We start from the raw sequence: 25,250 nt of genomic DNA, 5'->3' as shown, positions 1-25,250 counted from the left end.
AATTCAGAAAAATACCTCAACTGCAATGTCCGATCTTCGCTCAGAGCGGACCCGATGAGACTGTATCCAATCCGCCTCGTGCCAATGGCGGAAGTCGCTGATATTAATCTTGGGTAATCAACGGAAGCAGATAACAGTGCATCTAATTCGATTACAAGCACACCTGTTATACAGTTTATTCCCAGCCCTCAGATCTTTTTGACAAGGTGCGGAAATAACCTTCCTTGTTGAGGTACGATACATCAAGAAGAATAAAACCTCCGCACATTAAACCTCAGGGACAATAACAAAATGTAATGTGGCGTCACTTCTTATCGACTTGATATCCTTTTTCAAACTCGCCGGATTTTGTATTAAATGATCAGGATCGTACACAAAAAATATAATATCTTTGCAAGCAGGATGTGCTTGATAACGATGGAGATCAGAAATAATTTGGTCCGCTAACTTGCCGTCTCTTAATTCCTTCCTTGTCTTTTTGACTTCTATGGCAATACTTTGATCACGTATCAAAAAATCCACTCTTGAGTTTGATCCTAAATAATAGGGAATGGCACTCTCTTTAATTACATCTTCGAAGTTTAATGCCAGTATTGCACGCAGCAAATCCTGAACATCGTACTCGTCGTTGATTGCATAACCGGGGCGATTATCATATCTGTTGTTTAATGCCAACCGAAAGGCATTAAACTTCCTCAGTGTCAGCTTTAACTTTTCAACATCACTTAGTTCTCTTTCTTCAAGCGGATCAGATAGCATATCAAAGTATGTGCCTACAATTTTATCTTCAAAGTCATGTTCATGTTTTGATTTGGTGCTAAAGTGAAGATAAAGAAAAGATGAAAGTAAGAATATCTGAATTAGAGAGAAAATCATCACACCAAATTGAGATATACTAACTCGGTATGTAAAATCATAGCGATACATAGTAAAGTTGTTGTGGCTCGTATTTATGCTCTCCCCCATGGGTACAAGATGCCCATGGACATGCACGTAAGTCGCATTGTAACGCCCAGGGAGGAATGCATAAAAGTTGGTAGGATTTATTTTGGACTCACCAGAATTATATTTATTAAGTATATCAAAAGTATTATTATTGATGGATTGGTAATCTTTATCCATCATCGCTTCTACAATGGTTGAGTTTGTGAGATCATATGGCTGAAAATAGTCTGCTATGACAACATAGTAGCTAACTCCAATAGTGAGAACCGAAACTAAGATGCTCAGCTTACTAATGAGAGTAAGCTTTCGTAAGAGCAGGATTGCTCTGGAATACTCCCTTACTTCATTGAATTTACTATCCATTTCTTCCTTCAACGTCAGCATGTCTTTTGACGACTTTTATCACAGCAATTTTGTCAGGTCACGTTAAATACTATGCAGTTGACCTGCTCCCCATTGTTTCATACATTTCGATAAGAGTAAGCTTTCGGAACTTATGCCCTTCGCTCATAGCGGACCTGGCGGTCTTTCAGTCTGGCCGCGTCGTGCCAGCAGCGGATCTTTGTAGACATTTAGGTTAGGCTGCGTACTGAGTGCACATCAGAATATTTAATTTAGAAATCACTGTTATAAAAAGGAATATTAAAATCCACTCCAGATATATTAAGAATAACCTCGTCTCCATTAACTGATATAAAGTCAGCATCATTTGATGGGAGTAAATCTTTAGAGTCTCTGGCTCCTTTAATTGTTCCATAGGTCGTATTAAAAGCAAATCCTTCAGCGATTGCGTATGAGTATCCGTCATATCCCTGCTCATATAATCCATCAACTCCCTTAGGATAATTAACATAGAGTTGCTTGTTATATTTTGGTTTAAATGTGCTGATAATAGCTTTTTCTGCGTCTGCTATTATTCTATGATAGTCAATTGTAAAATTGAAATCTTCATCATCAAAATCACCTTCCCTGCCAAAAACAGTTATGGTAAGCGGTTCTACTTCAAATAAAAGTAGGTAAGTCTCGTCACTGACTCTGGCACCAGGCGAACGTTGCTCTTCTGCGGCCAAAATGTTCATCCGTGCAGTATGGCCTTTAGCAATTAATCTGCTATAACTATCCTGATTTTCCTTGGCGATTCCTACGTAAAGTAAGTCAAAAGTCATCATTTCAAGATAGTTATCGAATCCAGTGACTAAATTTTCTTTTCTCCCTCGCCTCATGAGCAATTCGTCCGGCGTAGTAGCAAATATCAGTTCACCTTCAAGAAATATCCGTAAAAAGTCTTTATTACATTTAAGTTTAAGATCGAAGTTTGTGTTTGTTGGTGCGGTACGGAAGAAATGCATTTTTTGAATGTGAATTAGCCCATTAGACAAGGGGCCCGAATCGAGTATTATTTCAATCTTGATTGCCCCATTACCTGATAACCCAATATTACCGAAGTTAGCTTTAGGCCTTCCGCAGATCATATAAAAATGACTTTGACGCAAAATTTTTATGATTTCCTTGTCGTCATTATTAATATTAACCGCCATTGTGTTTGAAATTGGTGGTGCTACGAGGGTAAGGTAGGCACTACATGCTTTTCTGTCGTGAGTTGTCATAAGTTTCCCTTCCATAAACTAACTAAAAGTTGGATTTCGTCACCCTAAACTGCGCTTTTCTGGCAATGATAGCCAAAGGCTAAAGTCGCTAGATTATACTAGCAATCTGATTTAGCAATTGCGCAAGCATGTATTGGTGATGGAGGCCATAATGTCGCTTCTCGTAGCTGACAAGGATCTATCTCGAGGACAGAGCAGTGTCAAAAGCCGACACTGCTAACATTACAGATGTACTCATCAATGGGGAACAAGTCAGGGATACCTTGCCAACGTTCTCAACCTAGTACACAATATAGCCAGTCAACCAACAGGTGTACCGAAAAATCTTGTTGAATCAGTCGATTGAGCGATAAATGATTATCTCGTTTCCCGCTCCAATTCTTGTTCTATAGACAGCCACCAAAGTCTGTAGCTCTCTGATTCAACAGGGTAATCGCTCTGTTGAGCATCCAGCGAAATCCACTGAAAACCACCGTCAACCACGCCGAAGTAGTACACAAATTAGTACATGAAAATCGGGTGCCTGACCGTTGCGCTCGACCCCAAGAAGCATAACGCCAGCCCAAATCTAAGCCGTACCGACCGCCTGAGGTCCGCTTTGGGATGTCTCCACCATCAAGGTCTAAAATCTTTACGAAACCGATCAATCAGATGTATTCGCTCGTGCAGAATCGTCACGATACCGATGTCGCCGTTCGATAATCTGCGCTCGCCATTCCCCGTTCTGCTCGTTGATCTTGCCGCCGCACGGCTCATTATCCTTAATGCAAATACAAATTATTACCATTTGTAGCGATTTTTCCCTATATTGGGAACTTCGTTAACGGCAGCCACACGACGGCGTCGAGTTGGCAATAATGGATGTTTCCGCGCTGGGATGGTGTGTATCGGATGGCAGGGCTATGCATGACCGTACTTTCTATAAAATAATGCGGTTTCGGGCGACGGTAATCGCGAGGTTGCGCTGATGTGGGACCTTAAACGCCTGTTCCAGAAACATGCCTGCGACATTAACCGTTTTCTCCGCAAACGGGGACACCGACCGGATGTGGCGGCGGATTTGACACAGGATGTTTTCCTGCGGATGTTGACGTCCGCGCCGCCAGAACGGGACGACAATCCCCGAGCCTATCTTCGCCGGGTCGCACGTAATCTGTCGGTCGATCTGTATCGCCGTGAGCATCTTGTTGAAAAGGCCGATCTGCTCGGTGATGAGTATGACGGCGTTCCCGATCCCGCGCCGGACCCCGAAACGATCGCCCATGATCGCCAGCGGCTGGCGATAGCGAACCAGGCGCTGATGGAACTGCCGGAAAGGACGCGGCGCGCCTTTGAGCTGTATCGCCTGGGTGATATGACCATCGCCGAGGTCGCCGCTGAACTGAATCTTTCTGTGTCGCGTACCTGGTCGCTTATCCATCACGCATACCAGCACTTGCGTATTAGGCTCAAGGATGGTGGGGATTAATATGCGTCGCGAGGTGAAAATTTTTCCCTTACATTCGTTAATGATAATGTAGAGGCTAGATTGACCTTTCCTCTGGCTTTCCTGGCGCGTCGTTATCACCGGATTGATTCATGTATGACTGAAAAAACGTCGGAAGACGATAAATTATTCGCGGAAGCGTTCGACCTCATCATCCGCCATCAGACCGATCCGGCGAATCCGCTGGTACGCGCTCAGATCCGGCGTTGGCGCGGATGCGATCCTTCTCATGAAGCGGTCTGGGCCGAAGCCATGGCGATCCACGTCATGGCGGGACGGGTCGTGCAGGCCCGTCGCGGGGAGAGTAAGGCTCCGGCGGGGATCTCGCGCCGTTCCCTGATTTTCGGCGGCGGAGCGGTACTGGCCGCATGGGGCGTCGGCGCGCTGGTTGGGCCGGGAATATTGCTGCGCGCGCAGGCCGACCACATGACGGCAACGGCCGAACTGCGGCGAGTTTCTCTACCTGACGGCTCGCTGGCGGCGCTCGGTCCCGACAGCGCCATTCGTTCGCGCTTCTCGCCGCACAGCCGGCGTGTGGAACTGCTCTCCGGCATGGCGTTTTTTGATGTGGCGCCGGACGCCGGCCGCCCGTTTCTGGCGGTTGTCGATGCGCTGGAGGTAACGGCGTCCGGCGCATTCGATCTTGGCTGGAACGCAGGATTTCTATCGGTGGCGCTTGAGCGCGGTCGGGCCGACGTCACGTCGGCGGCGGGCAACGGGACGTTGTCTGCGGGAGAGTGGCTGACTCTCGATCGGGAAAGTGGCGACGTCGAACGCGGATGGCGCGAACCGGGGCAGATTGCGGCATGGCGTGACGGCGTGTTGATGGTGGATCGGGAGCCCGTTTCTTCCGTTGTCGCCAGGATTGCGCGCTGGCAGCCCGGACGGGTGGCGATTGTCACGCCGTCTCTCGGCCGGCAGCGCGTTAGCGGCGTGTATAATCTCACATCCCCGGAGAGCGCGCTGAAGGCGGTGGTGCAACCGTACGGCGGTATGGTACGCCGGCTTTCTTCCTGGTTGACGATAATTTCCTGATTGCGCCCTAAAATGCCTGTCGATAGATCCTCGTTACGGAGGATTCATTCATCAGGATGGGGCTGATAACCCATCACGCAAAAGCATCTCCCGCCGGTAAAGTCATTGCCGCGTAAAAATTTTCATTCTGTGCTGAAAAATTCTCATTCTCATTCGTTTCCATTATCAGGAGTCGGCGTTAGTCGGCTGCTTGGGGAATAGTGTTAAACGAAATGGGGCCTGATAAGAATGATGACTAATAAAAATAAACGGGGGGCGCGGCGGATAGCCCTTGCCGCTTTGTTGAATCTGGGTGGAGCTTCGCTGGCGGCGGGGATAATACAGCAGGATGCCTGGGCCCAGACCGCACAGCAGATCGAGTTCAACGTACCGGCGGGGCCGCTGGCCGGCGCGCTCGCCGAGTTCGGACGCCAGTCGGGGCGGCAGGTGACCTATGATCCCGGCATCGCCGCCGGTAAGCGCTCGCCGGGCATTGCGGGAGCTATCGCGCCTGACGCGGCGCTGGCCCGCCTTCTCCAGGGATCGGGTCTCTCTTACCGCCCGATCGGCGCCGATACCTATGCGATTGAGCCGGATGTCGCCGCCGCTTATGCGCAGAACGCCGGCGATGATTCCCTGCTGCTCGACACGATCACCGTCACCGGGGTAAGCGGCGTTAGCCCGGCGGACGAACCCTATCGCGGCGCTGGTTCGCGCGCTTATATTTCGGGTGAGCAGGTGGAACGCTTTCGCGGCACTTCGGTGGGGGATTTCCTGTCCGGCGTGCCGGGGGTCATCAATGGCGATAACCGCAACTCGGGCGCGCTGGATGTTAATATTCGCGGCATGCAGGGGCAGGGACGGGTGCCGGTCATCGTCGATGGGGCTTCGCAGGAGTCTTCAGTCTATCGCGGCTACAATGGCACCGCTTCGCGCAGCTACGTTGATCCAGATTTTATCGGCGCGGTGTCAATTGAGAAGGGACCGAGCATGGAGGCTGATGCCACCGGCGCTACGGGCGGCGTGGTACGCATGAGCACCATCGGCGTCGACGATATTCTGTTGCCGGGCAAAAGCTTTGGCGTGCGCCTTAAAGGTGGATTCAATACCAACAGTTCGTCCGCGCCTGCTACTGGTACGTTTGGCGGTTTCACTGGTGCGCAGTCTTACACCGGGACAATGCCTGACCAAGGTTCATTGTTCTCTTCAAATGGGATGAACCGTCCCGCCGTTCTTGAACCAACCGGCGGCTCTGGAAGTATTGCTGTGGCGGGAACGACTGAATATGTCGATATCCTCGCGGCCTACGCGCGCCGCAAAAACGGTAATTACCACGCGGGCAGTAATGGCGGCGATTCGGCCCATGCTATCATTGCACCAAATCAATACGGAAACTTGCAAGTTACTAACGGTGGGTTGAGTGCGTTCCGAGCTGGTGAGGAAGTTCTCAATACCTCATATGACAATGAATCCTGGTTGCTGAAGGGGACTGTTCGGGCGGAGGGTGGTCATTCCCTCGAATTAGGATGGAATCGATATCAGAGTGAGTATGGTGAAATACTCCCTACCCAGCTTGCAGTAAATGCATACGCTTACCAAGGGTGGCTGAATACAATTGAATTGGATACCTATACGGCTCGCTATCGCTGGAGTCCAGAAGACCATGACTTGATCGACCTGAAGGTCGATGCATTCCGGTCGGATGTTGATCTCAGAGTCAATGCGGCGGTTCGGAATTACATTCCAAGCCTTGGTTGGGATATATGGATGCCCAGCCGTGTTTACATTGCCTCACAGCGATATGGTACCACGATTTCCAATACTTCCCGTTTTTCGACAGATATCGGTGATTTCAAACTTGAGTATGGAGGCGCATGGACGCGAGAGGATATTGGCTTGCCGGATGATGTCGACAGAGACACTTATGTCGGTTGGGCAACGCGCGAGGGACGGCGTAACGAAACCAGTGGCTTTACATCGTTGGAATGGAAACCGCTTGATTGGTTGACCTTCAACGAAAGCCTACGTTATTCACGCTTCGAAACCTTGGACGATACGGATTCTTCCAGGCATTCCGCCGATGGATGGTCTCCGGTCTTCAGTGCGACGATCGAGCCTCTGCAAGGATTTCAGGTCTATGGCAAGTATGGCAGCGTTTTACGGTCACCAAGTATTTTTGAAACTTTGAAGTCTGAATCTTTCGACGCCGGCACTCAAAATTTTGTCAATCCAGAACGTGCGAGAAGCATCGAATTTGGTATCAATCACCTGCAAGAAGAAGTGTTTCGCGCTGGGGACAAGGTTCGTTTGCATGCTGCGTATTTCGACAACAAGATTGATGATTACATAACCAGGGCGAATGTTCTCTATACGCGCGAAGACGGTAGTACCGGATATAGACTTAACCGAATAAATCTCGATTACGCAAGGATGCGTGGCTTCGAGGTTTCCGCTGATTATGACACAGGAAATTACTTTGGCGGGCTAGCGTGGAACCACTACACGGACACGATGTTCTGCGTAGCAGAGGGGACTGAACTTATTTCAGGCTATTCACGGTGCGCCTCCGGCGGCATCCAAAACAGTTACTCTCTTTTGCAAGTACCGCCACAGGATACCGTGACGCTCAATCTAGGCGCTCGGCTGCTGGACGAAAAGCTGACGGTTGGCGGACGCCTGACTTACACCGGTAGTCGAATGGCCGATGGTATCGGAGATGGCTCAGTCATAGGAACTGGTGAGATACAGCCATCTCGCTGGAATCCCTATACGTTGATCGATCTCTATGCGAGCTACAAGATCAACAATAACGCCACCGTTGACCTGACAATTGATAACCTCACCGATCGTTACTACATGGACGCGCTGGGCAGTTCGCTCATGCCTGGACCGGGCCGCACGGTGCGCGGCGGCGTGACAGTTAAGTTCTGATATGAATACAGTTTTGAAAAAAGACGGTGGGCTGGGCGGCGCCGCGCGCTGGAGCTGCGCCAGCCTGCTGGCGCTGGCGTTTCATATCGGCGGCATCCTGTGGATGCTGCATGAACCGCTGATGGCGGCGGCTGACAGCATGCCGCCCGCCGCCATCATGATCGAACTGGCCGATATACCACAGGCCGTTGCCATCGAACACAACGATATTTCTCCCGAATTGCAGAATTCCCAGGCGAGTCAGGCGGTGAAGAAAGTTGAATCGCCGCAGGAACTTTTGCCCGAACCGCAGGAGGATAGGCCGCCGGAACCGCAGACGCCCGAACCGGTCAAAGCGCCGCGCCTTGAGCGGCATGACAAGGCCGCGATCAAGGTGCCGGCGGCGCGCAAACCGCCGCCGAAGCCGAAGACGCAAACCGAGCGCGCCAAACGTCCCGAGGATGCGCCACGGCCGCGCCAGCAGGAGCAGGCGGCTTCGCGTCAGGCTGTTCGAGCCCAGGCACAGGCCGACCCATCGCACCGCACCGCGGCACGGCAATCTACCGCTGGCGCTTCCGTCTCTTCCGCCGCTTCGGCTAAATGGCAGGCGCGCCTGATGGCCCATCTGGAACGGCGCAAAAAGTATCCGCCGGGCGCGCGTTCGCGGCGCGAGGCCGGCACGGTGTTGGTTCGTTTCAGTATTGATGACGCCGGTAACGTGCTGGACGCGCAGCTGGCGCGATCTTCGGGCTTCGCCGAACTGGATCGGGAAGTGCTGGCGCTGGTGCGCCGCGCCTCGCCGGTACCCGCGCCGCCCGCCGGCATGCCGCACACCATTACCGCGCCGGTGCGCTTCAGCGTACAGGATCGGTAGCCTGCCGGGGAATTCGGTTCCCCGGTGGGGTACTTCCGGTGCCACCTCTGGCCTTTTTATTACCCTGATATACCCGTCTTTATCGCTCAAATGACGATATTAACCGCGCGTTGCGCGGCATAGGCGAGCTATTTAAGGAAACTCAGCGGGAAGTTAATGAACGCGTTATTTGTGCTTTATACTGTCGTTGTTCGCACCAAACGGTAAATATCCCCGCGCCGGCAACAATCGCGGCGCCAACAATCGTTGCGGAACTGGGGATGCTGTCGAGAAAGAGGTAGCCAATCAGCATCGACCAGACCAGCGTGGTGTAATCGAAAGGCGCCAGTAAAGACGCATCGGCGTAACGCAGGCCGAGCGTCATCAGAATTTGCGCCATGCCGCCAAAAAAACCGCAGCCAATCAGCAGTAGAAGCTGAGTGGCGTCAGGCATGTTCCAGCCAAAGAATACGGTGACCAGGCCGATGCACATGGTCATCAGCGAGAAATAGAAAACGATCGCGCCAGGTTTTTCTCTACCGTTGAGGAAACGAATCTGTACGGATGAGGTTGCCGAGCACAGTGCGGCCAACAGGGCAAAAATGACGCCGAGAGAAGGCGTCGCCGCGGTTGAACCGACTGAGGAAAAAACGCTGCTGGTACTCAAATGTGCGGCCAGCATGATGATGATGCCGGAAAAACCGATAATAACCGACAGCCAGCGATAAAGGCGCACGCTCTCCTTTAATAAAATCGCCGCCATGATCACGGTAAACAGTGGGGCGGCATAGCTGATGGCGGTCACATCGGCCAGGGAAATATAGATCAGCGCGATATAGTTGAAATACATCCCGCCCGTGCCGGAAAAACCACGAATAAGATGACCAAAAATATTTCTGGTTTTAATCATATCCAGAATATTCCCCTGATATTTCAGCCAGATCAGCAGCGGGAACAGCGCAATAAAAGAACGAAAGAAGATCACTTCACCGGTGGGTATTTCACCATTAAGTCCTTTTACGCAGGCAAGCATCAATGTTGCACAGAGGGCCGACATTATTTTAAGTAATACGCCCATTTTAGGATTCATGCTGCCTTCTCTTTTGGTTTGATAAAACTGGAGCCGCTTTCCTGCCGGCGGGAAAAGCGGCTTCTACCATAGAGTCTTCCGGTGCAACACCGTTAAGATAATTTTATTCTGTCCGAATAGTTTTTTCTTATATGCCCTTTATCTTTCAGGCTGCCGCTGTATTGGCTTCCTTTAATGAAATTCATTGGGGATCGCATCCTGCGGATAGTGTTTTTTATTTTGGTCGCGTCATACAAATTTAGTATTGCCACAAAAAGTTTCCCTCTTATACAAGTCCCGGTGTTGCTTATATATTCGAAGCGTCATGACCATAACGGTATTATTCGGAAAGGAATGACCTGTTTTAACAGAAGATAATGCCTATTTAATCTGATCCTTTGGAATTATAAATGACCATTCTGTCTGGAGAGGCTCGCACGCGTCCCTCGTTCATGCTCACCGGTCAAGGTGAAAAGGTAAAGATCTCCACCATTGGCAGCCGCGCCTATTTAGTTGAAGCGCCCGGCGAGTTTGATCTGCCCGCTCAGCGGAGAATTTGGGCGCTGGCGGCGGCGCTTGAACATCGTGATGACGTCGAAGCATTGATTCCGGGCGTCACTAATCTGCTGGTGCTGTTCAAACACACGCCGACGGATAGCGATAGCGTCTGCGTCCTTCTCCTTGAGCATTGGGAACAGGCTCAGGCTATCGGCCATGTTGGCAAGCTGATCGAAATACCCGTTTGCTACGGCGGCGAACACGCAACGGATCTCGCCAGCGTCTGTCTGCATGCCGGATTATCCGAGCATGAGGTGATTCGCCGTCATTATCAGGGCAGTTACACCGTCTTTGCATTGGGCAGCGCGCCGGGGTTTGGCTATTTGCACGGGCTGGATCCCATTCTGGCGACGCCGCGTAAAAAAGTACCGTCTTTGCACATGCTTAAGGGCACGGTCACCATCGGCGGTATGCAAACCGGGGTTTCCGTGCTCACCGGCCCGAATGGCTGGAACGCTATCGGTTATGCGGATATTCCCCTGTTTGATCCCGCGGCTGAGGTGCCGGCACTGATGGCGCCCGGCGACAGGGTACGTTTTCTGCCTGAAAGGATTGAACTGTGATTGAAGTACTAAAAACCGGGCCGCTGAATACGGTGCAGGATTTAGGGCGCACCGGGTTTCGTCATCTCGGGGTATCGGTAAGCGGCGCGATGGATAGTCTGGCCCTGCGCGCGGGCAATCGTATGCTGGGGAATGACGAGGGCGCGGCGGGGTTGGAAATCCAGTTTTTTCCTTTTCGGGTGCGTTTTTTGGCCGATGCCACGATTGCGTTGACCGGCGCCGACTGTCGCGCTCGGTTAGATGATGTCGCCCTGCCGCCGTGGTGGATGCATCGGGTTCACGCGGGCCAACAGCTTGAAATGCGTTATCCCGCTCAGGGCGTAAGAGGCTATCTCTGCGTCGCCGGCGGCATTGATGTGCCGCTGGTGATGGGATCGCGCAGCACCGCATTACGCGGGGGATTCGGGGGATGGCAGGGGCGGCCGTTGCAATCGGGCGACACGTTGCCTGTCGGGCGGGTTGACGGCCGGTCGTTGCCTGACGGGGGCATCGGCGTTGAGCCTCCTTCCGTGGCATTGAACGCGTTTTTTCCTCATACGCCGGAGGGTGTGCTGCAACTGCGTGCGATTCCTGCCGGCGAATACGATTTGTTCGCTGCCGATGCCCGCCGTTTCTGGTCGCAACAGTGGACGATTTCCATGCAGAGTAACCGCACGGGCTATCGTTTGTCAGGCGAGCCGCTCAGGCCGGAAAAGGTGGTGGAGATGCGTTCTTACGGTCTGATCCCCGGCATTGTTCAGGTACCGCCGGCCGGGGAACCGATTATTCAACTGAGCGATGCCAACACTGCCGGCGGCTATCCGAAAATTGCCGGCATCATTGAGCATGACCTGTGGCGGCTGGCTCAGGTGCCGCCGGGCAACAAGCTGCAACTGGTCGAGAGTGACGCCTCGGAGGCCATCGCGCTGGAGCAGGCGATTGAGAACTATCTGACGACGATCCAACACGGCGTTCGCGCGCTGGTACAGGCCGTCGACAGATAACGATTTTCTATGATGTTTTATGAAAAGGTAGCGATATCATGAAAATAGATATTAATTCCGACATGGGAGAAGGCTTTGGCGTCTACCGGCTTTGTGACGACGACAAGCTCATGCAGGCGGTCTCTTCTGCCAACATCGCCTGTGGCTTTCATGCCGGCGATCCGGACATTATGACGCGTATGGTGCGTCTGGCAAAAGCGCAGGGGGTCGGAATCGGCGCGCATCCCGGATTTCCGGACCGCAAAGGGTTCGGTCGTAAAGAGCTGCCGTTTAGTGCGGAAGAGATCCGCCAGCAGGTGCTGTATCAGTTGGGGGCGCTTTACGCGATAGCTAAAGCGGAAGGTACGAAAGTGGCGCACGTGAGCTTTCATGCGGCGATGGGCAATATGATTAACCGCGATTTCCCTCTGGCGTTGATGGTGATGGAAGCGATAAAAAGCGTTGATCCGGCGCTGATTATTTTCTCGCAGCCGGATACTTACGTAGAGCAGGCTGCGAAGCAGTGCGGGCTCAAGACGTTGACCTTATTTCTGGCCGATCGCGCTTATGATAATAAAGGCCAACTGGTGCCGCGCGGCATTGCCGGTTCGGTGATTAATGACGAAACCGCCGTGCGCGCCAGAGTGCGTCAATTTTTACTTGATGGCACGGTCACCACGTTTGACGGCGCAGTCATCGCGGTGAGAGCCCGTTCGATTCTGATCCATAGCGATACGCCGGGTTCGCTCGAACTGGCACGTATCGTGAGGAGTGAAATTGAAGCCAACGGCGGCACCGTGGCACCGGCGGCGGCAGTATTGGCGCAATAACCTTTATTTTATCGGGGTGAGTATGAATATCAGACGGTTAAAATCATTTATCACCATCGTTGATATAGGAAGTATCACTCGCGCAGCCGATGCTCTGCACATTGCTCAGCCCGCATTAAGCCAGCAGCTTGTCTCGCTGGAGGATCATTTTAAACGCAAATTGCTGATCCGCAGCCAGCAGGGCGTGATCCCGACGGAAGCCGGCAAGGTATTGTATAGCCATGCCAATACGATCCTGCGTCAGATGCGGCAGGCGGAGATGGAGGTGCTGAATGCCGGTCAGATGCTGGTTGGCCGGGTATCCGTTGGTCTGGCGCCGTTCAGCGTGGCCGCCACCTTATCCATGACGCTGTTTGCCGAGATGCGTAAGCGTCATCCGGGCATTCTTCTGCATCTTGTGGAAAGCGTCGGGCAGGCCTATAGCGAACTGATTGTGAATGGCCGTCTGGAAATGGCGCTGATCCATGGCACCGGCGGCATCAAAGGGCTGCATTACGAGCCGCAGCTGGTGGAGGAGTTCTTCCTGGTGGCCCATGAGAATTTCGATATCGACGATGATGGCGGCCCGTTGGCGGTCGGGCAGCTCAGCTCGCTGCCGATGCTGCTGCCGCCGGAATATAACTTCGTCCGGCGCGCCGTGGATAAGGCATTCAGTCAAAATCAGCTCAGCATGAATATTATCGGTGAACTGGAGGCGGTAAAGAGTATCTCTAAAGCGGTCGGCGCCGGTTTGGGGGTGACCATTATGCCGCGCGCCATTGCCGATCGGATCCAGTCGGAGTCGCCGGATGTGATCATTCGCTCCATTGCTTCACCCGTGATCGAAGAGACGCTGTCGCTGTGTGTTTCCGATCTCTCGCCGTTATCTGAGCCCGCAACGGCGGTACGCGATCTGCTTATGGAGTTAACGTCGTCGCTGTAAGCCGTCTGATTTACAGCATCGCTTCCTTGCGGCAGTTCACCAGCAGTTCCGCGATGGACAGATTATTGGGCAGCCGTAACAGTAAATCGACCATCTCGGCGAGATCTTCCGGTTGCGTCATCTCTTCGCGCGTTACTTCGGTTTCTCCTGCGGTCATGTCGGTGGCGATATAGCCGGGACAGAGCGCCGTTGCCCGCACGCCGTTATCCCAGCATTCCTGGCGAATACCGTGCGTCAGCGCCACCACGGCGAACTTGGTCATGGCATAGCCGACATTGCTGCCCACCCGTCGGCCGGCAAGCGATGCGACATTAATCACTCTGCCGTTGCCGGCGGTAAATAAAAAGGGCAGAGCGGCGCGGCTCAGGCGTAACGGCCCTTTCACATTGATGCGCCACATGTTGTCGAGGGCCTCTTCTCCGTCGTCCAGCACGCGCACGCGAGGGTTGATACCGGCGCAGTTGATCAATGCATCAATGCGACCCAGCTTGGCCGCGGTCTGTTCAACCCAGATTTCGCCCGATCCCGCCTCCAGCGCATCGTAGTGAAAAACGTGCAACCGCGCCGTTGCGGTCAGCGCCGCAGGGTTACGCACCCCGGCGGAGACGGTAAAGCCGGATTGCAGCAGACGCTGCACAATATGGAAACCAAGGCCGCGAGAGGCCCCGGAAACCATTACTACACGCGGATGTGCTTCAAGCATCATGTTCTCCTCCGTGCATGCCTGCGCAAAAAGCCGCCAGACGATCGCAGCCCTCCGTCAGTATTTCCATGCTGGTGGCATAAGAGAGCCGGAAAAAGGGACTCATACCGTAAGCCGCCCCTTGTACGGTAACGACATGCTGTTCTTCAATCAGCGCCATCACGAAGTCGGTGTCGCTGGTGATTTTGCGTCCGCCCTGCGTGGTTTTGCCAATCAGTGAGGAAATATTCACGAACAGGTAAAACGCACCCTGCGGTTTATGGCAGCGCAGGCCTTCAATGGCGCTCAGTCGTTCCAAAACATAATCCCGGCGCTGGCGGTAAATTTCCGCACGTTCTCTGAGTAAGGTCTGTGGCCCATCCAGCGCGGCTACCGCCGCTGCCTGGGTCAGCGTGCATACGCCGCCGCCGTTCTGCGTATTGACATTACTCATCGCCTTGATCAGATCGCTGGGACCGCCGCAAAAACCCAGCCGCCAGCCGGTCATCGAATAGGCTTTGGAGACGCCGTTCACCGTCAGAACACGGTCGAACAGGCGCGGTTCCACTTCAGCGATGGTGTAGAAGGTGACGTCGTCATAGATCAGGTGTTCGTAGATATCGTCAGTCATGATCCAGACGTGCGGATGGCGCAGCATCACCTCGGCAATCGCCTGCATCTCTTCGCGGGTACAAACGGCGCCGGTCGGATTGCCGGGATAATTCAGCAGCAGCCATTTCGTTTTGGGGGTAATGGCCGCCTCCAGGTCAGCGGGCCGTGGCTTAAAACCATTGTCCTGCGGGCAGTTGACCGGCACGGGGGTGGCGCCGGCGAATTTCACAATATCGGCATAGCTGATCCATGACGGCGACGGGATCAGCACTTCATCGCCCGGGTTACAGGTTGCCATGATGGCATTAAAAATGATCTGTTTTGCTCCGCCGGCGGTCAGGATCTGGCTGACCTCATAATTGAGATGGTTATCCCGTTTGAACTTGCGTTGGATCGCCGCCCGCAACGCCGGCGTGCCATCGGTCGGCGGATAGCGCGTATCCCCCGCGCGGGCGGCGGCGTAGGCGGCTTCTGTGGCATGTTCCGGCGTGGGGAAATCGGGTTCGCCGGTAGACAGGCCGATAACATGCACGCCCTGAGCGGCAAGATCCCGTGCTTTCTGCGTCATTGCGACGGAGGCAGATACAGTAACATTCTTTAAGCGATCGGCTATTTCAGGCATGGTGCAGAGATCCAAAAAGTCAGGGAAGGACGGCCCGTTACGAAAACATCCATCGGATATTTTTCTCCGCGGCAGTCGAATAAGGGTGATGACATAGGGTCGTGAAAAGAGTACGGGAGAAAAGATTTATTAATCAAATAGCACTTTGTTGTGGTGACATAACATAAAACGATAGTGAGTAAGGGGCTGGTGAAAATAGAAGGGGAAATAGTAAGGGCTAGTGAGGAATATCTTTTTTTGTCTTTAATTTCCAAGGTGATAGAGAAAGGAAATTTGTTATTAACCATCCATAACAAGAGAGAATATAAGCATACTAAAAAAGTATTATTGTTTATCTTGTCAATTATATTACCGTTTTGGAAATGAATGGCTAATAAAGATCATTTTATTTCAATTAATTATCATCACTTTTCCGATTTTCTGTATCCTGTTTTTGATATGCCGGCATGGTAATAATGACTTTCGCCATAGATTGAAATGAGTTTACTCACAGGAAATTCAATGACAGATATTTCAGAGTCCGTTAATCGCTCACGAAAATTAATACGCTGGCAATCACCTTCGTTATTGATTGTACCCTTACTGGTGTTTCAGATTTTTTTCTTTTTTGTTCCCGCTATTCGTCTGATGTCTTTTAGCGTAATGACGCAATCGTCTACCGGTGATATTGGTTCTCCTTATACCTTTTCTCATTATATTCATTTTTTCGAAGTGGCGTTATATAGCAAAGTCCTCTGGACCACGCTGCGTATCAGTGTGATCACGGCGCTGATAGCGGCGGTGTTGGCCTATCCGATCGCCATCGTGCTGGTGCGCGGAAATGCCTGGTTCTCCCGCGTGTTGACGCTAATCATTATCGCCCCTCTGGCGGTGAGCGTGGTGGTTCGCGCCTATGGCTGGCAGTTGATTTTAAATAACGGTCCCAGCGGGCTTATTAACTATGTGTTACTGCATCTGGGGATCATTGAACGCCCTAACGCGCTGATGTTTACCGAATGGGCGGTCATTATCGGTTCGTTGCATATTTTCTTTCCGATGATGGTGTTACCGCTCGCGTCGGCGCTGGGAAAGATCGATCCCAATCTGCAATCTGCGGCCCGCACATTAGGCGCGCCGCCCTGGAGCGTATTCCTGCGCGTGACCCTGCCGTTGAGTCTTCCCGGTCTGGTCGCCGGTATGACGCTGGTCTTTTCGCTGGCGGCGGGCTCTTATGTGATCCCCTCGTTGATCGGCGGCCCACAGGCGCAAATGCTTGGCAACCTCGCTGAACAGCAAATCGTCGCGGTTTATGACTGGCCGTTTGGCGCCGCCATCGCCACCATTCTGGTGTTTATCGTCATTGCCGTGAATACCCTGTCTATGAAACTGCTTAGCGGGCGCCGCCTGCACGGAGAAACGAAATGAATAACAGTCTGAGTGGTTTCTCCGGCCTGCTGCTTTACATTATGGCCGCCGTTATGCTGATTTTCATTCTGACGCCTATCCTGCTCATCGTGGTGATTTCGTTTTCCGACGGTTACTTCGTCAGTTTTCCGCCGACCGGTTTTACCCTCGACTGGTATCGTAATGTGCTGACCAATCGTGAGTTTACCGGCGCGCTGCTGTTTAGCACCCTGTTGGCGATAGGTTCGACGCTACTGTCGCTGCTGCTCGGCGTACCCGCCGCCTTTGCGTTGGTGCGCGGCAAGCTGCCTTTTTCCTCGCTGTGTAAAGGTCTGCTGATGTCGCCGCTGATTTTCCCGGTATTGATCACTGGTCTGGCATTGCTGCAACTGTTTTCCAGCTATGGCTGGGGTAACGTCAAACTTAATCTGCTGCTGGCCCACACCGTGGTTACCTCGCCCTACGTGGTGCGCACGGTGCTGACCAGTCTGGAACTGGTGAATCCCAGTCTGGAAGAAGCGGCCAGAACCCTGGGGGCCAGCCGCGCCGCCACGTTTCGTCATGTGATTTTCCCACAGATTGCCCCTGGCGTGATGTCAGGCGCCATCTTCTGTTTCATGGTTTCTTTCGACAACTATCCGGTTTCCATGTGGTTGGCTGACTCGGTCAACACCCCCGTACCGGTGGTGTTGTATCGCCAGATAGGCACCGTGTTTGATCCCTCGGTGGCAACAATGTCCACCTTGATTATCGTCCTGGCAACGATTGTCGTCCTGGCGCTTGAGCGGCTGGTCGGTCTGCGTCGCGCCATGGCTGCATAGCACTTTAAAAACACCAGAAGAGGAATTGATATGACCATGAAGCGACGTACCTTTTTGAAAGCGATGGCGGGCACCGCGCTGCTTCCTTATCTGAATACCAAGGTAAATGCGGCAGATCGCATATTACAGGTTGGTGTTTATAACTCGGCACAGGGCGCGCTGATCAAAAAAGAGGTGATCCCGGCGTTTGAGAAAGACTACACCTGTCGGGTATTAACGACGGAGGGCGCAACGCTGGCTAACATTGCCTCGCTGCGGGCGACGAAAAACAAACCTATTTATAGCGTGATGTCGATGGATGATATCGGCGTGCCGCAGGCGAAAGAAGAGGGATTGATTGAGCAGTTGCCGATTGATGAAATCCCGAACCTGAAAAATGTGTTCGACCGCTATTTATTCAATGACAACTATGGCGTCGGCTTTTCGGTTTCGATGGCCGGGCTGTTTATTAATACCAGTATGATGCAACCCATCAAAAGCTATGCCGAGATCTTCGATCCCAAATATGCGCATCAAATGATCCTCAATACGCCGAAAAACACCCAAAGCATTTTGATGCTGATTGTCGCGGCCGCGCTGGCGACAGGCAAGCCGCTGCAAGAAGCGCAGTATCTTATCGATCAAGGCTGGGAAAAACTGGCGCAGCTGAAGCCTAATGTCATGACGGTTTACGATGGCGAATCTCAGGTCATGATGGTGGCGCAAGGGCAGGCGATGATCGGCGGCATTGAATATTCGAAGGCCATCTACCCGCACACCAAAAAAGGCATTCCGCTGGATATGACCTATCCGCAGGAAGGCGCTTTTACCGGAATAAATGGGTTGGTGCTGGTGAAAGGCGCGCCGCAGCGTGAACTCGGGCTGGCCTGGATAAACCGGCTGCTGGAGCCATCCGTGCAGAAAATGCTGGCGGAAGCGACGCTGAGCGCGCCAACGGTTCGCGACATTGAGTTCGATGCCGAGACGTTGAAATATCTGGCTTATCCGGAAAGCAAAATGAATGAGCTGAATCTGTTTACGCCAGACTGGACCTACATTATTCCGCGTCGCGCCGAGTTGTTGGAAAAATATAACCAGACGTTTTCAGGTTGAGGCCGTTCTATGTTGAGATCTTTTGAAGTTCGTTTAGATAACCTGTGTAAACACTATGGCAAAACGGTCGCGGTGGATGACGTCTCGCTGGTGGTAAACGCCGGCGAGATCCTGGCGTTGCTCGGCCCCAGCGGCTGCGGAAAAACCACCTGCCTGCGTATGATTGCCGGTTTGGTTTCGCCGACCTCCGGCGACATTCTGGTCGGGGGCCGCTCGATCGTTGAGACGGCGGTGCACCGACGCAATGTCGGCATGCTGTTTCAGAACTATGCGTTATTTCCGCATATGACCGTGGCGGAAAACGTCGCCTTCGGCCTGAAAATGCGCGGCATGTCGAAGTATGAGTACGGTGAGAAAGTGACCCGGGCGCTGGATATGGTTCAGTTGAAAACATTCAGCGATCGCCTGCCGTCGCAGCTTTCCGGTGGTCAACAGCAGCGCGTTTCTCTGGCGCGCGCGCTGGTGATTGAGCCGGATATGCTATTGCTGGATGAACCGCTGGGCGCGTTGGATAAAAGTCTGCGGGAAAGCATGCAGCTTGAGATCCGCAATCTCCAACGCCGATTGGGGCTGACCACCATTATGGTAACGCACGATCAGGACGAGGCGCTGACCATGGCCGATAAGATCGCGGTGATGCATAACGGGCGGCTGGAGCAGATTGCTCCGGCGGCAGAGATTTATCAGCGGCCGGTCAACCACTTTGTGGCGGGCTTTATCGGCGCCTCAAACTTTCTGCCTGCGCGTATTGAACAGCGTCATCAGAGCGGCACCCGGCTGGTTACGCCATCGGGGCTGGCGCTCGATGTGACGCAGTGCGAGATGCCGGCGGAACAGGTGATGGTTACCGTCCGTCCGGAAGCCATTTCTATTCGGCCCTTGTCGGACGAGGCGCATGTCTCCGGTGTGAACTGCGCGAAGGCCGAGGTAACACAGGTGGTTTATCGCGGTTATATGTTGCATTACACGCTGCGGCTGGAAGGGGGCGAGGAGATGATCGCCTGGCGGCAAACCCAGGGTGAGAACGCGGGAGGAATCTATCCTGTTGGCACGAAGGTGCGTTTAGACTGGCACACCGAGAGTAATCATGTGATTGCCGCCTGAACCGGTGATTGCCTCTCGCCATCGCGGTTTGCCTTGTGGCAGTGCCGTACCGGCCGTGATGCAGAGGCGGGCATGGCGAAAAACCTAACGGCGATGACGCCCTATTCTTATGATTTTATTATGTTTATATTGATTTTGACTGAGAAGACGACGGGTGAGGTGAAAGTGGTATCAATATTGCTTCATTTAATTCCCGGTACATCGCTTTGAGGAATCAGTCATGAATCTCCGTCGACTTAAATATTTTATTAAGATCGTTGATGTCGGCAGTCTGACGCAGGCCGCTGATGTTCTCCATATTGCGCAACCGGCGCTAAGTCAGCAACTGGCGACGTTGGAAGGCGAAGTGAATCAGCAACTGCTGATACGCACGAAGCGTGGCGTGACGCCGACGGAAGCGGGGAAAATTCTCTACACCCATGCCCAGGTGATTTTACGGCAGTGCAGTCAGGCGCAAAATGCGATTGATGGTTCAGGGCTATCTCTCTCTGGCGAAGTCTCCGTCGGGTTGGCGCCCGGCACGGCGGCGCAACAGTTGGCTATTCCTTTAATGGAAGAAGTTCATCGCCAGCATCCGGGGATTTTGCTCTATTTCAATGAGAATTTCGGTACCACGCTCAGCGAACTGATTATGAATGGCCGTATGGATATGGCGGTGATCTATGGCAATCGTGAGATCCACGGCTTACGTTTTCTGCCGCTGATGAAAGAAGAACTTTATTTCATTTGTCCTATGGGGCTGGGCGCGCCGCAGAAAAAAATTTCGCTGGCCGACGTCGTGGATTATGAGCTGTTCCTGCCGCGAATCTACAATATTATGCGTAAGCTGCTGGATGAGGCTTTTGTCCAGCAACACCTGTCTTACCGGGTGAAATGTGAAATTGAATCCATCACGACGCTGACCAATGCGGTGGCCGCCGGCTTAGGCTGTACCGTGCTGCCGGAATCGGCGGCGCGCGTCATGTTGAAATCCGCCAATGCCTGGATGGCGAAAATTGATAACCCGGAAGTACTGGCCCCGCTTTCGTTCTGTATGTCAGATCATTTGCCGCTGTCGCAACCTGCTGAAGCGGTGAAAACCATTTTGCTGTCACTGTTGGCCAATCGCACGGTGGATAACCGCCCGCTGACATTGGTTGGATGATACGCACGCCGGGGGCTGGCAAGGGAAAACCTCTTATCCGGTCGTTGAGGCGGCTGTAAACCGGTTTATTTTCAAGGTAGTTGACAGGGGCTCTATGCAACACAGTTCATTAGCGATGAAAGATATTCGTCAGGTCGCGCAAAAAATGCGTCAGGCTGGCTTGTCTGATATTGAGATCAGTAGTCGCCACTACAAAGTGCGCTTGAGATACGAGCCGGGACAGCGGATAGCCTCCGTATCAGAACCGGCCAGCCTGCGGCCGGATGCGATGATGGCATCGGCTCCCGTTCAGCAGAGCGCACGTTCAACGATGCCGGGCCACGTATTGTTGTTTCATCCGCTGAACGGCACGCCATTTGCTGAGGTAGGGGCTGCGGTGCAGAAAGGCGCCGTACTGGCGCTGATTAAAGTCGGCCTGATTTATTTGCCGCTGCGCAGCCCGACAGCGGGCATCGTGGCGTCGCTGACGGTGAACCATGGCGACAGCGTTGAATATGACAGCGAAATTGCCGTGATAAGGGCAATGTAAGTAATAAGTCCCCCTTATTGCCTCAAACCATTTATGTCTTATCCCCGTCGATATTTAGTGGATAAAGTCGTATCACACACTATTTTCGGCCCAGCATAGGCGGATGCCGAAGCATTTACAGGAGAGGCAAATGCCATTTTCAGATTATAAAACGGCTTTAGTGACCGGCGCTTCCGCCGGGATGGGGGAGGCGATCGTCGAGCGCCTGTGTCAGGAAGGCATTACCGTCCATGCCGTTGCCCGTCGCGCGGAACCGCTGGCGGCGCTGGCCGAGCGTACCGGCTGTATTCCGCATGTGCTTGACGTCGGCGATTTGGATGCCTTAACCCGCTTATGCCATGAAATCCAGGTCGATATTCTGGTTAACAACGCCGGCGTTTCACGACCGGGATCGATTCTGAATGCGGATGAAGAGGCGGTTGATACCCAGGTCGATGTCAATTTGCGTGCCGTGCTGCATCTCTGCCGACTGTTGGTTCCGGGAATGATGGCACGTGACTGTGGTCATGTGATTAATATTACCTCCATTGCCGCCATTTATAATTTTAACGGCAACTCGATTTATCACGCCACGAAAGCCGGCGTACATGCGCTGTCGCGTCAGTTGCGGGTAGATTGCTACGGCAAGCGGGTTCGGGTCACCGAGATTTGCCCGGGACGCGTGGCAACGGATATTTTTGGCAACGTCATGGGCGATAAAGAAGAAGCGCGCCGTCGTTTTATTGATGGATTTGAACTGCCGCAGGCAAAAGATATTGCCGATACCGTCGCTTTCGTGCTGGCCGCCCCCGTTGCCGTCAATTTCGGACATATCGAAATCACGCCAACGTTACAAGTCCCCGGCGGTTTATCAACCATGCGCCCCGATGACGGTTCGCAGTAAGCGCCAGCCGGAGGAAATCGGCGCGCTACAGCGTGATTAAATCCGGCTTTGTCGCCATTCTCACTGGCTATATCCGCTTTCCATTCGTAAGGTGCGTCTGGTCTGCGTGCGTTTTGCATCGCAGCAACGGATGTTATTGCCTATTGCCAAGTAAGGTATTACTTATCGATTCGATAATGAGAACGCATTGGTGATATCGATCACATTTCTGTACCTTACTCCTATACCAACACACATGAGGATACAGTGATGTCAGTAATTAACACCAAAGTTAAACCGTTCAAAAACATGGCGTTCAAAGACGGTAAGTTCATTGAAGTAACTGAGAACGATATCGAAGGTAAGTGGAGCGTGTTCTTCTTCTATCCTGCCGACTTTACTTTCGTTTGCCCGACCGAACTGGGTGACGTTGCTGATTACTATGACGAATTCCAACAGCGCGGCGTGGAAATCTACTCTGTTTCCACCGACACCCATTTCACGCACAAAGCATGGCACAGCAGCTCTGAAACTATCGCTAAAATCAAATACACCATGATCGGCGACCCGACCGGACAGCTGACCCGCAACTTCGAAAACCTGCGTGAAGCTGAAGGCCTGGCCGACCGTGGTACTTTCATCGTTGATCCTCAGGGCATCATCCAGGCGGTGGAAATCACTGCCGAAGGCATCGGCCGCGATGCGTCAGACCTGCTGCGCAAAGTGAAAGCGGCTCAGTATGTCGCTACTCACCCGGGTGAAGTTTGCCCAGCCAAATGGAAAGAAGGTGAAGCAACGCTGGCGCCGTCTCTGGATCTGGTTGGTAAAATCTAAGCCTGACCTGACCCCGCTGAGATATTGATGTTTTGATCGGGTGCCTGGCACCCGATTTTTTGCTCTGAGGATAACCCCATGCTCGACAATACCATGAAAGTCCAGTTGAAAGCCTATCTGGAAAAATTAACCAAGCCTGTTGAGTTGATTGCGACTCTGGATGAATCCGCTAAATCGTCTGAAGTAAGAGAGCTCCTGACCGAGATCGCTGGGTTATCCGAACAGGTGAATTTCATTGAAAACAACAGTCTGGCGGTGCGTAAGCCTTCTTTTCTGATCACCAATCCAGGCTCCGAGAGCGGCCCGCGTTTTGCCGGCGCGCCAATGGGCCACGAGTTTACCTCGCTGATTCTCGCGCTGTTACAGGTGGGGGGGCATCCGTCAAAAGAAGCGAAAGAATTACTCGATCAAATCCGTAATCTTGACGGTAAATTCCATTTTGAAACCTATTACTCGCTGTCCTGCCACAACTGCCCGGACGTGGTGCAGGCGCTGAATTTAATGGCCGTCCTGAATCCGAATATTACCCATACCGCGATTGACGGCGGCGTGTTCCAGGATGAGATCCAGAATCGTAATGTCATGGGCGTGCCGACCGTATTCCTGAACGGCGAGCACTTCAGTCAGGGGCGCATGAGCCTTGTCGAAATCGTCACCAAAATTGATACCGGCGCGGGCGTCAAACAGGTTGAGAAACTGAATCAGCGCCCGATGTACGATGTACTGATCGTCGGTAGCGGCCCGGCAGGCGCGGCGGCGGCGGTCTATTCCGCGCGTAAAGGTATTCGTACCGGTCTGATCGGTGAACGTTTCGGCGGTCAGATATTGGATACCGTGGATATCGAAAACTACATTTCCGTGCCGAAAACGGAAGGGGCGAAGCTGGCGACCGCGCTGAAAAGCCACGTTGATGACTATGATGTCGATGTGATTGACGCGCAGAGCATTGAAGCGTTGATCCCCGGCAGTGAGCCGGGTGCGCCGCATCAGGTGGTGACCGTTTCCGGCGCGGTGTTGAAATCCCGCAGCGTGATCATTGCGACCGGCGCTCGCTGGAGAAACATGAATGTACCGGGTGAAGATCAGTACCGTACCCGCGGCGTGACCTACTGCCCGCACTGTGACGGCCCGCTGTTCAAAGGCAAGCATGTGGCGGTGATTGGCGGCGGTAACTCCGGCGTGGAAGCGGCCATCGATCTGGCGGGTGTAGTGAAGCACGTGACGCTGCTGGAATTCGCGCCGGAACTGAAAGCGGACTCCGTATTGCAGGACAAACTGCGTAGCCTGCCGAATGTCGATATCATTCTCAACGCGCAGACCACGGAAGTGAAGGGCGACGGCCAGAAAGTAACCGGCCTGGCCTATAAGGATCGCGTTAACGATACGCAACACGAGCTGCCGCTGGAAGGGATCTTCGTCCAGATCGGTTTGCTGCCTAATACCAACTGGCTGGAAGGCACGGTTGCCAGAAACCGGATTGGCGAAATTGAAATTGATGCCAAGTGCGAAACCAGCGTCAAAGGCGTATTTGCCGCCGGCGACTGCACCACGGTGCCGTACAAGCAGATCATCATTGCCACCGGCGAAGGGGCAAAAGCCTCGCTGAGCGCGTTTGACTATCTGATCAGGACTCAGTCCGCCGTGTGATATTAATCCCAGCGGCGTTAAATCGCCGCTGGGGCGGGTAACCCCCCCATCATTGTTATATTTCAGGCAATCGCAGAGTCAGGCGTTGCCATGTTTTTCCTGTAAGGGATGTTTGTCTTTCTGTGTCCGCCCATTGAGCATTGTTCAATGGGCTTTTTTGGTTTTATGGCGGGTTATCGCTGTTCGCTACCTTTCAGGC

The 25,250-nt window shown here is 52.9% G+C and carries 22 protein-coding genes; 17 read left to right on the top strand and 5 right to left on the bottom strand.

Annotation, left to right across the window (positions count from 1 at the left end):
* Positions 1-267: 267 nt before the first annotated feature.
* Positions 268-1,308, bottom strand: coding sequence for a PD-(D/E)XK nuclease domain-containing protein (locus DDT52_RS06105; protein WP_136155561.1), 1,041 nt, complete (start codon positions 1,306-1,308; stop codon positions 268-270).
* A 251-nt stretch (positions 1,309-1,559) separates the two neighbouring features.
* Entirely contained in the window at positions 1,560-2,552 is a 993-nt protein-coding gene (locus DDT52_RS06100) for a hypothetical protein (protein ID WP_247595488.1), read from the bottom strand.
* 967 nt (positions 2,553-3,519) lie between these two features.
* Here DDT52_RS06100 and DDT52_RS06090 point away from each other — a divergent pair.
* The 4 genes from DDT52_RS06090 to DDT52_RS06075 all read left to right on the top strand — a co-directional run bounded on the left by DDT52_RS06090 (position 3,520) and on the right by DDT52_RS06075 (position 8,836).
* On the top strand, positions 3,520-4,020 hold the full coding sequence (locus tag DDT52_RS06090; RefSeq protein WP_082153015.1) for an RNA polymerase sigma factor: 501 nt from the start codon (positions 3,520-3,522) through the stop codon (positions 4,018-4,020).
* Between the two features lie 114 nt (positions 4,021-4,134).
* Positions 4,135-5,073 carry a FecR family protein gene (locus DDT52_RS06085; RefSeq protein ID WP_136155560.1) on the top strand — a complete coding sequence of 313 codons (939 nt, stop codon included), beginning with the start codon at positions 4,135-4,137 and terminating at the stop codon, positions 5,071-5,073.
* A 228-nt stretch (positions 5,074-5,301) separates the two neighbouring features.
* The gene (locus DDT52_RS06080) at positions 5,302-7,983 is read left to right on the top strand and encodes a TonB-dependent receptor (RefSeq protein WP_231604106.1); all 2,682 of its coding nucleotides are present in this window, start codon (positions 5,302-5,304) and stop codon (positions 7,981-7,983) included.
* Position 7,984: 1 nt separating this feature from the next.
* Positions 7,985-8,836 (top strand): energy transducer TonB family protein, encoded by an 852-nt coding sequence (locus DDT52_RS06075; RefSeq protein WP_136155559.1) that lies wholly within the window; start codon positions 7,985-7,987, stop codon positions 8,834-8,836.
* 142 nt (positions 8,837-8,978) lie between these two features.
* On the opposite strand, the gene DDT52_RS06070 is transcribed toward DDT52_RS06075, so the two are convergent.
* Positions 8,979-9,905, bottom strand: coding sequence for a DMT family transporter (locus DDT52_RS06070; RefSeq protein ID WP_136155558.1), 927 nt, complete (start codon positions 9,903-9,905; stop codon positions 8,979-8,981).
* A 431-nt stretch (positions 9,906-10,336) separates the two neighbouring features.
* Here DDT52_RS06070 and pxpB point away from each other — a divergent pair, with 431 nt between their 5' ends.
* Genes pxpB through nac (DDT52_RS06050) form a run of 4 tightly spaced genes read left to right on the top strand, consistent with a single transcriptional unit; the run spans position 10,337 to position 13,719 of the window.
* Complete coding sequence (gene pxpB, locus DDT52_RS06065) at positions 10,337-11,005, top strand: 5-oxoprolinase subunit PxpB (RefSeq protein ID WP_247595491.1); 669 nt, start codon at positions 10,337-10,339, stop codon at positions 11,003-11,005.
* A complete protein-coding gene (locus tag DDT52_RS06060; protein WP_136155556.1) occupies positions 11,002-11,988 on the top strand; it encodes a 5-oxoprolinase subunit C family protein in 987 nt (328 codons plus the stop codon). The genes pxpB and DDT52_RS06060 overlap by 4 nt, the downstream gene beginning before the upstream one ends.
* 38 nt (positions 11,989-12,026) lie before the next feature.
* The gene (locus tag DDT52_RS06055; RefSeq protein WP_136155555.1) at positions 12,027-12,797 is read left to right on the top strand and encodes a 5-oxoprolinase subunit PxpA; all 771 of its coding nucleotides are present in this window, start codon (positions 12,027-12,029) and stop codon (positions 12,795-12,797) included.
* A gap of 22 nt (positions 12,798-12,819) precedes the next feature.
* A complete protein-coding gene (gene nac, locus DDT52_RS06050; RefSeq protein ID WP_136155554.1) occupies positions 12,820-13,719 on the top strand; it encodes a nitrogen assimilation transcriptional regulator NAC in 900 nt (299 codons plus the stop codon).
* A 10-nt stretch (positions 13,720-13,729) separates the two neighbouring features.
* Here the strand turns inward: nac (DDT52_RS06050) and DDT52_RS06045 are convergent, their stop codons facing one another.
* Positions 13,730-14,425, bottom strand: a complete 696-nt coding sequence (locus tag DDT52_RS06045; protein ID WP_210732678.1) for an SDR family NAD(P)-dependent oxidoreductase — start codon at positions 14,423-14,425, stop codon at positions 13,730-13,732.
* Positions 14,415-15,635 carry a pyridoxal phosphate-dependent aminotransferase gene (locus tag DDT52_RS06040; protein WP_136155553.1) on the bottom strand — a complete coding sequence of 407 codons (1,221 nt, stop codon included), beginning with the start codon at positions 15,633-15,635 and terminating at the stop codon, positions 14,415-14,417. The genes DDT52_RS06045 and DDT52_RS06040 overlap by 11 nt, the downstream gene beginning before the upstream one ends.
* Before the next feature lie 501 nt (positions 15,636-16,136).
* Here DDT52_RS06040 and DDT52_RS06035 point away from each other — a divergent pair.
* The 9 genes from DDT52_RS06035 (at position 16,137) to ahpF (ending at position 25,051) form a co-directional block, all read left to right on the top strand.
* Entirely contained in the window at positions 16,137-17,039 is a 903-nt protein-coding gene (locus tag DDT52_RS06035) for an ABC transporter permease (RefSeq protein ID WP_109052344.1), read from the top strand.
* On the top strand, positions 17,036-17,839 hold the full coding sequence (locus tag DDT52_RS06030; protein ID WP_109052345.1) for an ABC transporter permease: 804 nt from the start codon (positions 17,036-17,038) through the stop codon (positions 17,837-17,839). The genes DDT52_RS06035 and DDT52_RS06030 overlap by 4 nt, the downstream gene beginning before the upstream one ends.
* A 30-nt stretch (positions 17,840-17,869) precedes the next feature.
* On the top strand, positions 17,870-18,931 hold the full coding sequence (locus tag DDT52_RS06025; protein ID WP_168709740.1) for an extracellular solute-binding protein: 1,062 nt from the start codon (positions 17,870-17,872) through the stop codon (positions 18,929-18,931).
* Between the two features lie 9 nt (positions 18,932-18,940).
* Positions 18,941-20,035 (top strand): ABC transporter ATP-binding protein, encoded by a 1,095-nt coding sequence (locus DDT52_RS06020; protein WP_136155552.1) that lies wholly within the window; start codon positions 18,941-18,943, stop codon positions 20,033-20,035.
* Positions 20,036-20,255: 220 nt separating this feature from the next.
* Positions 20,256-21,179 (top strand): nitrogen assimilation transcriptional regulator NAC, encoded by a 924-nt coding sequence (gene nac / locus DDT52_RS06015; RefSeq protein WP_109052347.1) that lies wholly within the window; start codon positions 20,256-20,258, stop codon positions 21,177-21,179.
* Positions 21,180-21,273: 94 nt separating this feature from the next.
* The gene (locus tag DDT52_RS06010; RefSeq protein WP_136155551.1) at positions 21,274-21,708 is read left to right on the top strand and encodes an acetyl-CoA carboxylase biotin carboxyl carrier protein; all 435 of its coding nucleotides are present in this window, start codon (positions 21,274-21,276) and stop codon (positions 21,706-21,708) included.
* Positions 21,709-21,838: 130 nt separating this feature from the next.
* Positions 21,839-22,591, top strand: a complete 753-nt coding sequence (locus tag DDT52_RS06005; protein ID WP_136155550.1) for an SDR family oxidoreductase — start codon at positions 21,839-21,841, stop codon at positions 22,589-22,591.
* 249 nt (positions 22,592-22,840) lie between these two features.
* A complete protein-coding gene (gene ahpC, locus DDT52_RS06000) occupies positions 22,841-23,404 on the top strand; it encodes an alkyl hydroperoxide reductase subunit C (RefSeq protein ID WP_136155549.1) in 564 nt (187 codons plus the stop codon).
* Between the two features lie 78 nt (positions 23,405-23,482).
* Positions 23,483-25,051 carry an alkyl hydroperoxide reductase subunit F gene (gene ahpF, locus DDT52_RS05995; protein WP_136155548.1) on the top strand — a complete coding sequence of 523 codons (1,569 nt, stop codon included), beginning with the start codon at positions 23,483-23,485 and terminating at the stop codon, positions 25,049-25,051.
* The last annotated feature ends 199 nt before the right edge of the window (positions 25,052-25,250 follow it).

Source organism: Brenneria roseae subsp. roseae (assembly GCF_003115845.1).
Lineage (GTDB): Bacteria > Pseudomonadota > Gammaproteobacteria > Enterobacterales > Enterobacteriaceae > Brenneria > Brenneria roseae.
This window is presented reverse-complemented; position numbering and strand designations above follow the sequence as displayed.